Below are 13,313 nucleotides of genomic sequence, written 5' to 3' on the forward strand. Positions count from 1 at the left end.
CGTGAAAACATCCATCTTCTCTTTCAGCGTGAGCGTGATTCCGCCGCCGCTGCGATTTGCCGCAGCCGCCTTGCTGCTTGCTGCCGCGTTCCTGCCGCTGGTGCACGCCCAGGGCAGCCCTTACCCGACCAAGGTGGTCAAGGTGGTGGTGCCGCAGCCGCCGGGCGGCGGCTTCGACTTTGTCGGCCGCCTGCTGGCCGACCGCCTGGGCAAGCAGGTGGGGCAGAGCGTCATCGTGGAAAACAAGCCGGGTTCGGGCACGCTGGTCGGCACCGACTTCGTGGCCAAATCGGCACCCGATGGCTACACCCTGCTGGTCGGCTCGGTCTCCAACCTGGCGCTCAATCCCGGCCTGTATCCCAACCTGCCGTATGACAGCCTGAAGGACTTCGAGCCGCTCGGTCTGGCCGTGGCCTACAGCTACACGCTGATGGCCCGCAAGGACCTGCCGCTGGCCTCGCTCCAGGAGGTGGTGGCTTATGCCCGGGCCAACCCGCGCAAGCTGACCTACGCCTCGGCCGGCAACGGCTCGGGCCAGCATGTGCTGGCTGCAGCGCTGTGGCACCTGGCCGGTGTGGAGATCACCCATGTGCCCTACCGCGGCGCGCAGGCGGCCTACCAGGACCTGCTGGGCGGGCGGGTGGACCTGTTCTTTGACCTGTCGCCCACGGCGCGCGTGCAGGTCGATGCCGGCACGGTCAGGGCGCTGGCCGTGTCGGGCGCGGCCCGCAACCCCATGCATCCGGCGGTGCCGACGATCCATGAAACCGGCACGGCGGCGCTGGAGCTGGAGTCCTGGTTCGGCTACTTCGCGCCGGCGAAAACGCCGCCCGAGGTGCTGGCCCGCCTGCGCAGCGATCTGGCCAAGGTGATTGCCGCGCCTGACGTGACCGAGGCCTTCCGCAAGGCCGGCGGCAAACCCATGAGCCTGGACACGGCTGACACCCGCGCCCTGGTGCAGCGTGATGTCGAGCGCTGGACCCGGCTGATCCGCGACGCCGGCATCAAGGCCGAGTGAGCTTCTCCATTTTTGAACCATTTGAACCATTGAAAGCGAACCCATGAAAATTGCCCCCGAGTGCCTCGACCAGCTGTTCCTCCAGGCACGTACCGCCAACGGATTTCTCGACAAGCCGGTGGCGTTGTCCCTGCTGCGCGAGGTCTACGACGTTGCGAAGATGGGCGCCACCTCGATGAACACCCAGCCGACGCGTTATGTGTTCCTGATCTCGCCCGAGTCGCGCGCGCGCCTGCTGCCGGCCCTGTCGCCCGGCAACCTCGACAAGACAAGGACGGCACCGGTGACCGTGATCGTGGCCAACGACACCAGGTTCTATGAACACATGCCCCAGGTCTGGCACAAGCCGGGCGCGAAGGAAAACTTCGAGGGCAACAAGGCCCTCGCCGAAGGCACGGCCACGCGCAACGGCACGCTCGGCGGCGGCTACTTCATGATGGCGGCGCGTGCCCTGGGCCTGGACTGCGGCCCGATGAGCGGGGTGGACCTGGCCAAGGTGAATGCGGAGTTTTTTGCCGACGGCCGCCTGCAGGCCAACTTCCTGATCAACCTCGGCTACGGCGACGACAGCCAGCTGTTCGACCGCAATCCGCGCCTTTCCTTTGAGCAGGCATGCACGGTGCTGTGAACCGGCATGGCCGCTGTCAGGTGGCCGGGCTGGCCGCCCGCCGGATGATGTCCGCGAAATGTTTGATCGTGGGCGAGCGTGTGGCGCCTTTTTTCCAGAGCATGCCGGGTGTGCGTATTGGGGTCGGGTCTTCCAGCGGCACCACGCGCAGGTCGGCCGAGGGCGTGACGGCCGTCTCCGCAATGATGCCGGCCAGCCCGGTCTGGCGGATCAGCTCGATCATCGGTGCGATGGAGTTGAGTTGCGCCGCCACCAGGGGCTCGGCGCCCGCCGCTTCGAAACAGTCGTCCAGCAGTTTGCGCGTCAGGAACTGGGACGGCAGCAGGACCATGCGCACATGATGCAGCTCGACCATGCGCACGCGCCGACGTGTCGCCAGCGGGTGCGAACTGGCCACCACCAGGCGCAGCTCCTCGTTGTAAAGCGGCTCGAACCACAGGTCGGTGCCCTCGGGGCGGTAGGACACAGCCAGGTCCAGGTGGCCCGAGGCCAGGCGCCGGGCAATCATGTCGGCCGACAGTTCTTCGACCGTCACCTGGATGCCCGGGTAGTGGTGCAGGAAGGTGGACACGCACAGCGGCACCATGCGTGTGTTGAAGCTCGGCGTGGTGCCCAGGCGAATGCTGCCGGTCAGGGTTTCGGCATTGCTGCGCAGGGCCTGCACGGCACGGTCGATTTGCCCCAGCGCCGGGGTCAGGTGGCTGCGCAGGATTTCGCCGGCTTCGGTCATCCGGACTTTTTTGCTGCTGCGGTCAAACAGCTCGACGCCGAGTTCGTCTTCGAGCTGCCGGATCTGGTGCGACAGCGTCGACTGGGTGACGTGCAGGCGCTCGGCGGCGCGTGTGAAATTCAGGGTTTCGGCGACGGCATCGAAGTAGCGGACGTGGCGCAGTTCCATGAAAGAAGCTCCGTTTTCATCATTGATGGCATCGATGATAACGGTGGAAATTAATCACTTCCGGAGCGGGGTCTGAGGTCCTAGACTGACGCTGCTTTTCCAATGCCCAGCCCTAGGGTTAACCACTCAGGGTAAACGATTACAGGAGACAAGATATGGCGCAACTCGAAGCACAGGACCTGGCGCAGGCCGTGGTGGACCGCATGGACGACTGCCAGGACGCGCGGTTCAAGCAGGTCATGACCTCCCTGGTCAAACACGCGCACGCCTTCGTGCAGGACGTGCAGCTCACCCCCGAGGAATGGATGACGGCCATCCAGTTCCTCACCGCCACCGGCAAGATGTGTGACGACAAGCGCCAGGAGTTCATCCTGCTGTCCGACACGCTGGGCATTTCCATGCTGGTGGTGGCGATCGAGCAGGCCAAGGGCGCCGCGGCGCACAAGGCACGCAGCGGTGTCGATGCCCCGACCGAAGCCACCGTGCAGGGTCCGTTCTACTGGGAAGGCGCGCCGGAACTGCCGCTGGGCGCCGACATTGGTGCAGGCAACCCGGGCGAGCCCTGTTACTACCACGGCCGCGTGACCGACCTGGCCGGCCAGCCGATTGCCAACTGCGCGGTGGACGTGTGGTCGGGCGATGGCGAGGGTTTTTACGACATGCAAAAGGGTGCGGACGCGGGCATGGCCCTGCGCGCGCGTTTTCACACCGATGCGGACGGCAACTACCGCTTCTGGTCCATCAAGCCCTCGTTTTATCCCGTGCCCGACGATGGCCCGGTGGGCGGCATGCTGCACCGCATGGGCCGCCACCCGAACCGGCCCGGCCACATGCACATGATGCTGACCGCGCCCGGCCACGAGCGGCTGACCACCCACATCTTCGTGTCCGACAGCCCCTACATCGACTCGGATGCCGTGTTCGGCGTGCGCAACAGCCTGATCGTGGACTTCGATGCCCACCTGGCCGGCCCCGCACCCGACGGCCGCACCCTCGACAAACCTTTCCACAGCGCGAAGTACGACTTCCGGCTGGTGGCCAGCGCCTGAGCCCCCCGCGCACCTTTCTTGACTGGAGAAATGATTTGAAAATCGGCAAGGCCACTGTGCCCCGTTCTGCGATCTGCACCTCGAACGAAAACACCATCGTTGTTCGCGGCGCTGATCTTGCGCATGAACTGATCGGGCAGATCAACTTCGGCGACTACTTCTTCCTGCTGGTGACCGGGCGCCGCGCCGACGCCGCCACCAGCGCCGTGCTTAATTCCACCCTGGTCGCCATTGCCGAACACGGCCTGGTGCCCAGCGTGCAGGCCGCGCGCATGACGCTGGCGGCTGCGCCGGACGCGATGCAGGGCGCCGTCGCGGCCGGCATCCTCGGCTCCGGCTCGGTGATCCTCGGCGCCTCGGAAACCGCCGGGCGCCTGTTCCTGGCGGTCGAGAAGGAGGCTGAAAACCACCACGGTGACCTCAAGGCGGCGGCCCGTGTGGTGGTGGCTGACTTGCGCGCGCGCAAGCAGGCGATTGCCGGTTATGGCCACCCGGAGCACAAGGCGCGCGATCCGCGTGTGGGCAAGCTGTTCGAGGTGTCGGCCCGGGCCGGCGGTGGCCAGCGTTACGTGGAGATCGCCCAGGCCGTGGAAGCCGTGATTCCCGAGATCGTTGGCAAGGAGCTCAAGCTCAATGTCTCGGGCGCCATTCCCGCCGTGTTGCTGGGGGTGGACTTCCCGGTTAACGCGCTCAAGGGCGTGCCCATGCTGGCGCGCACCGCGAGCCTGATCGCGCACCTGAACGAAGAGCTCAGCGACCCCATCGGTTTTGCGCTGTCCTACCAGGCCACGCGCGAGCTGGAATACACCGGCGAGATGCCGGCGGAGCGCCAGGCATGAGCAAGGTTCTCGCGGACGTGCGGGTCGTGGAACACGGCACCTTCATCACCGGGCCGGCGGCTTCGATGTTGCTGGCCGACCTCGGCGCCGACGTGGTCAAGGTCGAGCTGCCGGGCACGGGGGATCCTTTCCGGGCGTTCAAGGACGGCCTGTACAGTCCACATTTCCAGACCTACAACCGCAACAAGCGCAGCATCACGCTCAACACCAAACAGGCCGCGGACCTGGCGCAGTTCGATGCGCTGATCAAGGAAGCCGACGTTTACATCCAGAACTTCCGGCCCGGCGTGGCCGAGCAGATCGGCGTCGGCGAGGAGCGCCTGCGCAAGCTCAATCCTCGGCTGATCTATTGCTCCATCAGCGGTTTCGGTGCCACCGGGCCCTCATCACATCGACCGACGTACGACACCGTCGCCCAGGCCGTCAGCGGTTTCCTGGGCCTGCTGGTCAACCCGAAGGATCCGCGCGTGCTGGGCCCGGCCATGGCCGATTCCCTGACCGGCTTCTACGCGGCCTACGGCATTCTCGGGGCGCTGCATGAACGCCACGCCACCGGCGTGGGCCGCAAGGTGGAAGTCTCCATGTTCGAAGCCATGACGCACTTCAACCTCGACGCCTTCCAGCACCTGTTTTCCGCCAATGAAGTCATGGGCCCGTTCAGCCGGCCCAGCGTGTCGCAGTCGTATGTGATGCAGTGTTCGGACGGCAAATGGATCGCCCTGCACATGTCCTCGCCGCCCAAGTTCTGGCAGGGCCTGGCCGCGGCGATGGAGAAGCCGGACATTTTTGATGACGCGCGTTTTGCCACGCGCGAGGCCCGCATCGCGCACCAGGAAGACATGATCGCCGTGCTGGGTCCGATCTTCGCCCAGCGCGATCGCGCGGAATGGTGCCGCCGCCTGGAAGCCGGGGACGTGCCGCATGCGCCCATGTACACCACGGCCGAGGTGCCCGACGATCCGCAGGCCAGGCACCTGCAGCTGTTTGTCGAAACCGAGCACCCGGTGGTCGGAACCTTTCGCACCGTGCGTTCGCCCGTCTCCTTCGATGGCGAACGCGCCCTCGATGTCACCGCACCGCCCCTGCTGGGCGAGCACAACGCAGAACTTCGCGGCGGCTGGACCCCGCGCGCCGCCACAACACCCCAACCGGAAACCCGCGCATGACCTCTTTTTCCATCCCTTCCCTGCACCCGCGCCTGGCGCGGCGCACGCTGCTGGCGGCCGCCTGCACACTGGGCCTGGCCGCCTTGGGCCTGAGCCCGGCGGCCGTGCTGGCACAGGACTATCCGTCACGGCCCGTCAAGCTGATCGTGCCTTTCGGCCCGGGCACCACGACAGACATCATTTCCCGCGTCATTGGCGAAGCCCTGGCCAAACCCCTGGGACAGGCGGTCATTGTTGAAAACCGCGCCGGCGCCGGCGGTGTCATCGGCTCCGACCTGGTGGCCAAGTCGCCGGCGGACGGCTACACCCTGGTGATGGGTACGGTGGGCACCCATGCGATCAATGCCACGTTGTACAAAAAGCTGCCGTACGACCCGCTCAAGGATTTCTCCCCCGTCGCCTTCGCCGGCTACACGCCGACGCTGCTGGTGGTGGCGGCCAACTCGCCGTTCAAGTCGGTGAAAGACCTTGCGGCCCAGGCGGCCAAACCCGGCGGCGTGAGTTTTGCCTCGGCCGGCAACGGCACCTCGGGCCACTTGGCCGGCGAGCTGCTCAAGGCCAGGCTGGGCGGCGAGATGGTGCATGTGCCCTACAAGGAAGGGGGCCTGGCCATGTCCGACGTGATGGGCGGGCAGGTGCAGTTCATGTTCTACCACCCGGCGGCCGTGCTGCCCCACATCAAGGCCGGCAAGCTGCGCGCGCTGGGGGCCTCCAGTGCAAAGCGCAGCGCCGCTGCGCCGGACGTGCCGGCTATCGCCGAGCAGGGCGCGGGCGACTTTGACCTGGTGGCCTGGTTCATGATCTACGCGCCCGCCGCCACCCCGGCGCCTGTCCTGGCCCGGCTGCGCGATGCCGCCGCCCAGGCCATGGCCAGCAGCGAGGTTGTGGCCAAACTTGGCGCGCAGGGTCTGGAGCTGCGCAGCATGAAGCCCGATGAGCTGGCCGCCTTCGGCCGGACGGAAATTTCAAAATGGTCTGAACTGGTCAAGCGCTCCGGCGCGCAGGTCGACTGAGTCCCGAGTTTTTCCGCGTCCTTACCTATAAATCAACAGGAGACAAACCATGAAACTTTTCAACCGATTTTTGTCCGCCCTTGCTGCGGCGGGAGCCGTCAGCCTGCTGGCGATGCCTGCCGCCGCCCAGGCCCCCGCGCCCTTGCGTATCGGCAGCACGCTGGCGCTGACCGGACCGCTGGCCACCACCGCGCTGACACACAAGCTGGCAGGCGAAATCTATGTGGACCAGCTCAACGCCAGGGGTGGCCTGCTGGGGCGCAAGGTGGAATGGATTGTCAAGGACGACCAGTCCAAGCCGGAGCTGGCCCGCACCCTGTATGAGCAGCTCGTGACCTCGGACAAGGTGGACCTGCTGATGGGGCCCTATGCCACCGGGGCGATTCTCTCGGCCATGGGCGTGGCCCAGCGTTACAACAAGGTGCTGGTGCACCACACCTTCGGCATTCCGGCGTTGGCCAAGTACGAGATGGCGTTTCCGGCCTGGTCGCTGGGGTCGGACCCCGGCACGACGGTGCCCAACTCGGTGTTCGACGCGCTGGCCGCTTCGCCCAAGCCGCCGAAGACGGTCGCCTTCGTCACCAGCAAGTTTCCATCCATCCACTTCATGTCGCTGGGCGCGCGGGAAGTCGCCAAAAAACGCGGCCTCAAGGAAGTGCTGTTTCTCGAATGGGACTTCGGCAACCGCGATTTCGGACCGATTGCCGCGCGTGTCAAGGACGCCAAGCCGGACCTGGTCTGGGTGGGCGACATCGGCCTGGAGGGCAACATGCTGCTCGACGCGATGAAAAAAATCGACTACGTGCCGCCGCTCCATTTCCACACCTATCCCGCGCCCGGCCCCATGACCAAGTCGCCCGATGGCAAAAATGCGCTGTCGCTGACGATCTTCGAAGAGCACGCTCCGTTCACCGCCAACCCGGTTGCGGCCGAATTTGTCAAACTGTTCAACGAACGCGCCACCAAGGCCAACCTGCCTGACACCTCGGTCGAGGTGCAGGCTGCGGCCTCGTACTCGGCCTGGCAGATCCTGGAAGCCGGCGTGCGCGGCGCCAACAGCTTTGACGACAAGGCGATCGGCGCCTGGTTGCGCAAGAACCGGGTGGAGACCATCCACGGCCGCCTGCGTTTTGACGGCCCCGGCAACTACGGCGACGACCTGATGAAGATCAAGCAGGTGCAAAACGGCAAGTGGGTCGTGGTGCATCCGGCGCAGTTCGCGCCCGCCGGCGTCAAGCTGCAAGTCAACTGACGCCGCGAGCCGCCCATGAGTTTCCCGAGTTTCAACCTGCTCGCCCAGTCCATCCTCTCGGGGATCTTCATCGGCGGCCTGTACGGCCTGATCGGGCTCGGGCTGGGCCTGACCTGGGGCCTGCTGCGCCAGATCAACCTGGCCCACTTCGGCCTGGTGTTTCTGGCGGCCTACATGAGTTACCACATGGCCACCGTGTGGCATGTGGACCCGCTGCTGACGCTGCTGATCCTGCCGCCGCTGTTTTTCCTGTTTGGCGTGGGCATGCAATGGGTGTTGTCGCGTTTTGCAATCTCGCCCTTCAATTCGCTGCTGGTCACCTTCGGCATCACGGTGGTGATGGAAAGCGTGATCCAGGCAATCTGGACGGCGGATTTCCGCCGTCTCGAGACGCATTACAACGACCAGAAGTTCACGATTGGCTCGCTCTACATTCCGGTGCCTGAGCTGGTGACGCTGGTGGTGGCGGTGAGCCTGTCACTGCTGATCTGGGCGGCCATGCGTTACACCGACCTCGGCAAGGCACTGCGTGCCATGGCCGAGGACGGACCGATTGCCGCGGCCTTCGGCATCAACCAGAAAGGCATGTCGCTGATGCTGGCCGGGATCTGCGCCGCGCTGGCGGCGGTCGCCGGCATCTGCCTGGCGCTGACCTTCACACTCACGCCCTCGCAGATTTTTGCCTGGGTCGGCGTCGTCTTTGCGGCGGTCATGCTCGGCGGCCTGGGCAGCGCGCTCGGCCCGCTGGTGGCCGGCATCATCATCGGTGTCAGCGAGGCCATCACCATGGCGGTCGCCGCGCCCTCGTGGGCACCCATCGTCTCGTTTTCGCTGCTGATCGTGATGCTGCTGTTTCGTCCCGGGAAGCTATGACCCCCACGCTCACCACTTCGTGTGTTTCGCTGCCCCCCGAGGGGGCTGAACTTTGCTTGGGGCGGCCCGGCGCTCCGTTCGGATCTGAACAATGAACAAAACAGTCATCGGCATCCTGGCCGCGGGTGCCTTGCTGGCCAGCGTGCCCTGGCTCGGCGTGCCGGCCTTCTACGAGTCCTTTCTCTACCTGCTCTGCCACTGGATGATCCTGGCCCTGTCCTGGAACATTCTTTCGGGGTATTCGGGCTACTTCTCCTTCGGCCATGGTGCTTTTTTTGGCATCGGCATGTACACCTCCGCCGGGCTGGCGGCCAACCTGAACTGGCCGTTTCTCTGGACCCTGCCCGCGGCCGCGCTGCTGGCGGCCCTGCTGGGCATGGCGCTGGGCGCCGTGGTGTTTCGGGTCAAGTCCGTGCGCGGCGAGTTGTTTGCGCTGCTCACGTTGGCCATCACCTTTGTGGTGGGCACCATCGTGCTCAATACGCGCATTGACGGCGGTCCGGGCATTTACCTCAATTCGGTGGCGATCCCGGCGATCGGTCCGACGGCATCGTCGTCGATCTACCTGATGGCCCTCTTCGGTGCCGTCGCGACCCTGCTGATCTCGTACCGCATCCAGGCGTCCCGGCTCGGCATGGGCCTGTTTGCCATCCATGACGACGAAGACGTGGCCGAGGTGATGGGCGTGCCGACCTTTCGCTACAAGCTGCTGGCCTTCGGCATTTCCTGCGCGCTGGCCGGCCTGGCCGGTGGCATCCACGCGCTGTTTGTGTCTTACGTGACGGCCGGCGAAACCTTCACCATCGTGGTGCCGCTGACGGTGGTGCTGATGAGTGTGCTGGGCGGCACGCGCCACTGGGCCGGGCCGGCCGTCGGCGCCGTGGCCATCACCTGCCTGATGTACTTCTTCACGGCTGGCAACAACCCGATTGCCGGCAAGGCCGCCGTGGGGGTGATCCTGGTGCTGGTGATCCTGTTCATGCCCAACGGCATTCTGGGTTTCTTCCTCAAGCGGACGGCGGGCCATCGTTCGGTTCCACCGGCGCTTGCGGCGCAGGCCGCGGCTGCCCCCGAGGCCGCGCCAGCGCCGGCCGCTTCCGGCAAGGTGCTGCTGGACGTGCAGAACCTGTCCAAAGCGTTCAAGGGCGTGCAGGCCCTCGACGGTGTGAGCCTGCAGGTGCATGAAGGTGAAATTCTCGGCCTGCTCGGCCCCAATGGTTCCGGCAAGTCGACCTTCATCAACGTGGTGAGCGGGCATTTCCCGGCGACCGGCGGGCAGATGTTTTTTGAAGGCCGCCAGCTCGCCGGGCTGGAAGCCCACAGCATTGCGCAGGCCGGCATCGCGCGCACCTACCAGATCCCCCGGCCGTTTGCCCATTTGACCGTGCTGCAGAACGTGGCCCTGGTGGCGATGTTCGGCGGCGCGGCGCTGAACCACGAACAGGCCACGCAGGAAGCCTGGAAGTGGCTGGAATTCACCGGCCTGCAGGACAAGGCCGATGCCCTGCCCGATGACCTGAACCTGCACCAGCGCAAGTTTCTCGAACTCACGCGTGCGCTGGCTTCGCGGCCGCGCCTGGTGCTGCTCGACGAGGTGCTCTCCGGCCTCACACCGGGCGAAATCAACGAGGCTATCGCGCTGATCCGCAAGATCCGGGACCGCGGCGCCACCATTGTGTTTGTCGAACACGTCATGCGCGCGGTGATGGCGCTGGCCGACCGCGTCGCCGTGCTCAACTACGGCAAGCTGATTGCCGTCGGCCCGGCCCAGGAAGTGATGCAAAACAGCGAAGTGGTCAGCGCTTACCTGGGGACACCCCATGCTTGAAGTCAACAATATTTCTGTCAATTACGGTGCGGCGCCGGCGCTGTGGGATGTCTCGCTGCAGGTTCAGCCCGGCGAGCTGGTGTGTGTGGTCGGCCCCAACGGCGCTGGCAAAACCACGCTGATCAATGCCATTGCGGGCATGCACCGGGTACGCGCGGGCAGCCTGCACTTCAACGGGCGGGACATCACCGCGCTGGCCAGCCACCGGTTTTGCGAGGCCGGCATTGCCATCGTGCCGGAGGGCCGCAGGCTGTTCACCCAGATGACGGTGCTGGACAACCTGGAGCTGGGCAGTTTCATTGCCTCGGCCAAGGCGCACCGCAAGGCCTCGCTGGAGCATGTGCTGTCGCTGTTTCCGGTGCTCAAGGTCAAGCTGGACAGCCCCGCGGGATCGCTCTCGGGCGGTCAGCAGCAGATGGTGGCGATTGGCCGCGCGCTGATGGCGCGGCCCGGCTTGCTGCTGCTCGATGAGCCGTCCCTGGGCCTGGCGCCGCTGATCGTGATGGACATGTTCCGCATCATCCGCCAGATCAATGCGCAGGGCACCTCGGTGCTGCTGGTGGAGCAGAACGTCGCCATGGCCATGGAGCTGGCCAAACGCGCCTATGTGATGGAAGAGGGCCGCATCGTTGCACAGGGCGAGGCCAGCGAGTTGCTGACACGCCCGGAAATCCAGAAAGCCTACCTGGGCCTGGAAACGCACGAATGAAGCCGGGGACGCCTGGCTGGACGTTGCTCCTGAAACAATAGCTGCTGGCGTCCGTTCCTAAAGGGATGGAGCCATATTTCTTGCATCAATACCGGTCCGCTGCCGATCTGTTGGCGGTGCAGCCTGGCGGCGCCAGCGCCCTTGCAGGCCCGATAATCGGCAGCTTTTGCCGGCAAACCCGTGACCTTTCCGCTCATCACTGACCCCTTCTTCTACGCCGTGGCGGTTCCCGCCGTGCTCTTGCTGGGGGTCAGCAAAAGCGGGTTCGGGGCGGGCTTCGGCTCGCTGGCCGTGCCCATGATGGCGCTGGCGGTGACCGTGCCGCAGGCGGCGGCCATCCTGATGCCGGTGCTGCTGCTGATGGACCTGCTCGGCATGGCGGCTTTTCGCAAGGACTTCGACCTCAAACTGCTGAAGTTCCTGGTGCCTTTCGGGCTGGTGGGCACGCTGGTCGGCGCCCTGTTGTTCAGCCTGCTCGACGGCAAGGTCGTGGCCGGCATCGTGGGTTTTTTCACCCTGCTGTTTCTGGCGCAGCGCCTGCTGTTTCCGCCCCGACCCGACAGCCCGCCGCCGCCGAAGTGGCTGGGTGCGCTGTTGACCGCGACCTCGGGGTTCACCAGTTTTGTGGCCCATGCCGGCGGCCCACCCATCAGCGCCTACGTCATTCCCCTGCGCCTGAGCCCGCTCAAATTCACCGCAACCCTGGCGTTTTTCTTCTTTGTGATCAATCTTTCCAAGTGGATTCCGTATGCCTGGCTGGGGCTGCTCGACCTGCGCAACATGGCGACCTCGCTGGTCCTGCTGCCGCTGGCGCCCGTGGGCGTCTGGGTCGGCGTGCGCATGGCCAGGCGCATCAGCCAGGTGCTGTTTTACCGGGTGCTGTACGGCGGCATGTTTCTCACCGGCTGCAAGCTGCTCTGGGACGGGTTGCGCTGAGGCCGGGCGCCACCGACCTGTGGGTGGCGCGCGTCGCCGGAAAAACTGCACACGCGAGATCTTGTGATTTTCTGTAAAAATCGCCAATATGAGCGCAAAAGGTTACGTGTTACCGTTTGACACCGCGTGCGTGCCGGTCTGTTCTTTCCTCCGGTTTTCCAGAATGGTTTCATGACCACCGTCGTTTTTGCCGATCTCGTCGGCAGCACCAGCATGTTCGAGCGGCTGGGGGATGAAACCGCCTCGCGCTTTGTCACGCAACTGGTTGGCGCCCTGAGCCAGGTCTTCGAGCAGCACAACGGCCGCGTCGTCAAGCTGCTGGGCGACGGTCTGTTTGTCGTGTTTCCGCAGGTGGTCGATGCGCTGGCCGCCTGTGTCTGCATCCAGAAACGCTTTCTCGACGCACCCATCCGGCCCGGCGGCAGTGGCGCGCCGGTGCAGATGCAGATGGGCATGGAGTCGGGCGAGGTGATCGAGATCGACGGCGACTGTTTTGGCGATACCGTCAATTCGGCGGCACGCCTGGCCGACCTGGCCGGCGCGGCGCAGATTCTCACCACGCAGAACGTCTGGGCGGCCCTGGGGCCGCTGCAGCGGGCGTCATTGCGCAGCTTGGGGCCGATGCACCTGCGCGGCAAGGCGGAAGCCAGCCCGGTGTACCGGGTGGAATGGCAAAGCGGCCGCGACGACGATGCCACCATGATGGGCCGCTCGCTGGCTGCCGACGCCGCGCCGCTGGTTCTCGAACTGGTGGCCGGCGCGCAGGCCGTGCAGGTCAACGCCGGCAGCGCCAGGATGTCCATCGGCCGGGGCGCCGGCGCGTCGCTGGCCCTGAACGATCCGCGGGTGTCCCGCATGCACGCCACGCTGGAGTGGCGCGGCGGGCAGTTCGTGCTCAGCGATGCCTCAAGTTATGGCACCTGGGTCTACTTCGGCAACCAGAACGAGGCCGTGGTGCTGCGCCGCACCGAGTGTTATCTGGTCGGCAGCGGACAGATCAGCGCCGGGTGCGAACGCAAGGAAGGCAGCCCGCTGATCAGCTTTTCCATCAGAAGTTGATGCGGCGACCGATAGAATTGCTGTTTCCAAACGTATCCATCGGTC

At 65.4% G+C, this 13,313-nt stretch carries 13 protein-coding genes; 12 read left to right on the top strand and 1 reads right to left on the bottom strand.

Going from position 1 to position 13,313, the window contains the following annotated elements; translation table 11 throughout:
* Position 1 precedes the first annotated feature (1 nt).
* Positions 2 to 1,018, top strand: a complete 1,017-nt coding sequence (locus B7G53_RS08845) for a Bug family tripartite tricarboxylate transporter substrate binding protein (RefSeq protein ID WP_176491318.1) — start codon at positions 2 to 4, stop codon at positions 1,016 to 1,018.
* A gap of 43 nt (positions 1,019 to 1,061) precedes the next feature.
* A complete protein-coding gene (locus B7G53_RS08850) occupies positions 1,062 to 1,646 on the top strand; it encodes a malonic semialdehyde reductase (RefSeq protein ID WP_096666647.1) in 585 nt (194 codons plus the stop codon).
* A 16-nt stretch (positions 1,647 to 1,662) separates the two neighbouring features.
* On the opposite strand, the gene B7G53_RS08855 is transcribed toward B7G53_RS08850, so the two are convergent.
* Positions 1,663 to 2,544, bottom strand: a complete 882-nt coding sequence (locus tag B7G53_RS08855; protein WP_096666650.1) for a LysR substrate-binding domain-containing protein — start codon at positions 2,542 to 2,544, stop codon at positions 1,663 to 1,665.
* Between the two features lie 155 nt (positions 2,545 to 2,699).
* Between B7G53_RS08855 and B7G53_RS08860 the strand changes: the two genes are divergently transcribed.
* The 10 genes from B7G53_RS08860 (at position 2,700) to B7G53_RS08905 (ending at position 13,268) form a co-directional block, all read left to right on the top strand.
* Positions 2,700 to 3,593: a dioxygenase family protein gene (locus tag B7G53_RS08860; RefSeq protein WP_096666652.1), complete on the top strand. Its 894-nt coding sequence runs from the start codon at positions 2,700 to 2,702 to the stop codon at positions 3,591 to 3,593.
* A gap of 35 nt (positions 3,594 to 3,628) precedes the next feature.
* Positions 3,629 to 4,432, top strand: a complete 804-nt coding sequence (locus tag B7G53_RS08865; RefSeq protein WP_096666655.1) for a citryl-CoA lyase — start codon at positions 3,629 to 3,631, stop codon at positions 4,430 to 4,432.
* Positions 4,429 to 5,598 (top strand): CaiB/BaiF CoA transferase family protein, encoded by a 1,170-nt coding sequence (locus tag B7G53_RS08870; RefSeq protein WP_096666658.1) that lies wholly within the window; start codon positions 4,429 to 4,431, stop codon positions 5,596 to 5,598. The genes B7G53_RS08865 and B7G53_RS08870 overlap by 4 nt, the downstream gene beginning before the upstream one ends.
* Entirely contained in the window at positions 5,595 to 6,611 is a 1,017-nt protein-coding gene (locus B7G53_RS08875) for a Bug family tripartite tricarboxylate transporter substrate binding protein (protein WP_096666661.1), read from the top strand. Before B7G53_RS08870 ends, B7G53_RS08875 begins: the two co-directional genes overlap by 4 nt.
* Before the next feature lie 49 nt (positions 6,612 to 6,660).
* Positions 6,661 to 7,863 carry an amino acid ABC transporter substrate-binding protein gene (locus B7G53_RS08880; protein ID WP_096666663.1) on the top strand — a complete coding sequence of 401 codons (1,203 nt, stop codon included), beginning with the start codon at positions 6,661 to 6,663 and terminating at the stop codon, positions 7,861 to 7,863.
* 15 nt (positions 7,864 to 7,878) lie between these two features.
* Complete coding sequence (locus B7G53_RS08885; protein WP_096666666.1) at positions 7,879 to 8,736, top strand: branched-chain amino acid ABC transporter permease; 858 nt, start codon at positions 7,879 to 7,881, stop codon at positions 8,734 to 8,736.
* A 91-nt stretch (positions 8,737 to 8,827) separates the two neighbouring features.
* On the top strand, positions 8,828 to 10,564 hold the full coding sequence (locus B7G53_RS08890) for a branched-chain amino acid ABC transporter ATP-binding protein/permease (RefSeq protein ID WP_096666669.1): 1,737 nt from the start codon (positions 8,828 to 8,830) through the stop codon (positions 10,562 to 10,564).
* Positions 10,557 to 11,273 carry an ABC transporter ATP-binding protein gene (locus B7G53_RS08895; protein WP_096666672.1) on the top strand — a complete coding sequence of 239 codons (717 nt, stop codon included), beginning with the start codon at positions 10,557 to 10,559 and terminating at the stop codon, positions 11,271 to 11,273. The genes B7G53_RS08890 and B7G53_RS08895 overlap by 8 nt, the downstream gene beginning before the upstream one ends.
* A 180-nt stretch (positions 11,274 to 11,453) precedes the next feature.
* Positions 11,454 to 12,209 (top strand): sulfite exporter TauE/SafE family protein, encoded by a 756-nt coding sequence (locus B7G53_RS08900; RefSeq protein WP_096666675.1) that lies wholly within the window; start codon positions 11,454 to 11,456, stop codon positions 12,207 to 12,209.
* Between the two features lie 171 nt (positions 12,210 to 12,380).
* Positions 12,381 to 13,268, top strand: a complete 888-nt coding sequence (locus B7G53_RS08905) for an adenylate/guanylate cyclase domain-containing protein (protein WP_096666797.1) — start codon at positions 12,381 to 12,383, stop codon at positions 13,266 to 13,268.
* The last annotated feature ends 45 nt before the right edge of the window (positions 13,269 to 13,313 follow it).

Origin of the sequence: Polaromonas sp. AET17H-212 (assembly GCF_002379085.1) — a bacterium.
In the GTDB taxonomy this organism is placed as follows: domain Bacteria; phylum Pseudomonadota; class Gammaproteobacteria; order Burkholderiales; family Burkholderiaceae_C; genus Polaromonas.

What these genes read in the sequence shown, in the direction of transcription:
- B7G53_RS08860 (WP_096666652.1), top strand. Translation starts at nt 2,700, where the DNA reads ATGGCGCAACTCGAAGCACAGGACCTGGCGCAGGCCGTGGTGGACCGC.
- B7G53_RS08880 (WP_096666663.1), top strand. Translation starts at nt 6,661, where the DNA reads ATGAAACTTTTCAACCGATTTTTGTCCGCCCTTGCTGCGGCGGGAGCC.
- B7G53_RS08870 (WP_096666658.1), top strand. Translation starts at nt 4,429, where the DNA reads ATGAGCAAGGTTCTCGCGGACGTGCGGGTCGTGGAACACGGCACCTTC.
- B7G53_RS08855 (WP_096666650.1), bottom strand. Translation starts at nt 2,544, where the DNA reads ATGGAACTGCGCCACGTCCGCTACTTCGATGCCGTCGCCGAAACCCTG.
- B7G53_RS08890 (WP_096666669.1), top strand. Translation starts at nt 8,828, where the DNA reads ATGAACAAAACAGTCATCGGCATCCTGGCCGCGGGTGCCTTGCTGGCC.
- B7G53_RS08895 (WP_096666672.1), top strand. Translation starts at nt 10,557, where the DNA reads ATGCTTGAAGTCAACAATATTTCTGTCAATTACGGTGCGGCGCCGGCG.
- B7G53_RS08885 (WP_096666666.1), top strand. Translation starts at nt 7,879, where the DNA reads ATGAGTTTCCCGAGTTTCAACCTGCTCGCCCAGTCCATCCTCTCGGGG.
- B7G53_RS08850 (WP_096666647.1), top strand. Translation starts at nt 1,062, where the DNA reads ATGAAAATTGCCCCCGAGTGCCTCGACCAGCTGTTCCTCCAGGCACGT.
- B7G53_RS08875 (WP_096666661.1), top strand. Translation starts at nt 5,595, where the DNA reads ATGACCTCTTTTTCCATCCCTTCCCTGCACCCGCGCCTGGCGCGGCGC.
- B7G53_RS08905 (WP_096666797.1), top strand. Translation starts at nt 12,381, where the DNA reads ATGACCACCGTCGTTTTTGCCGATCTCGTCGGCAGCACCAGCATGTTC.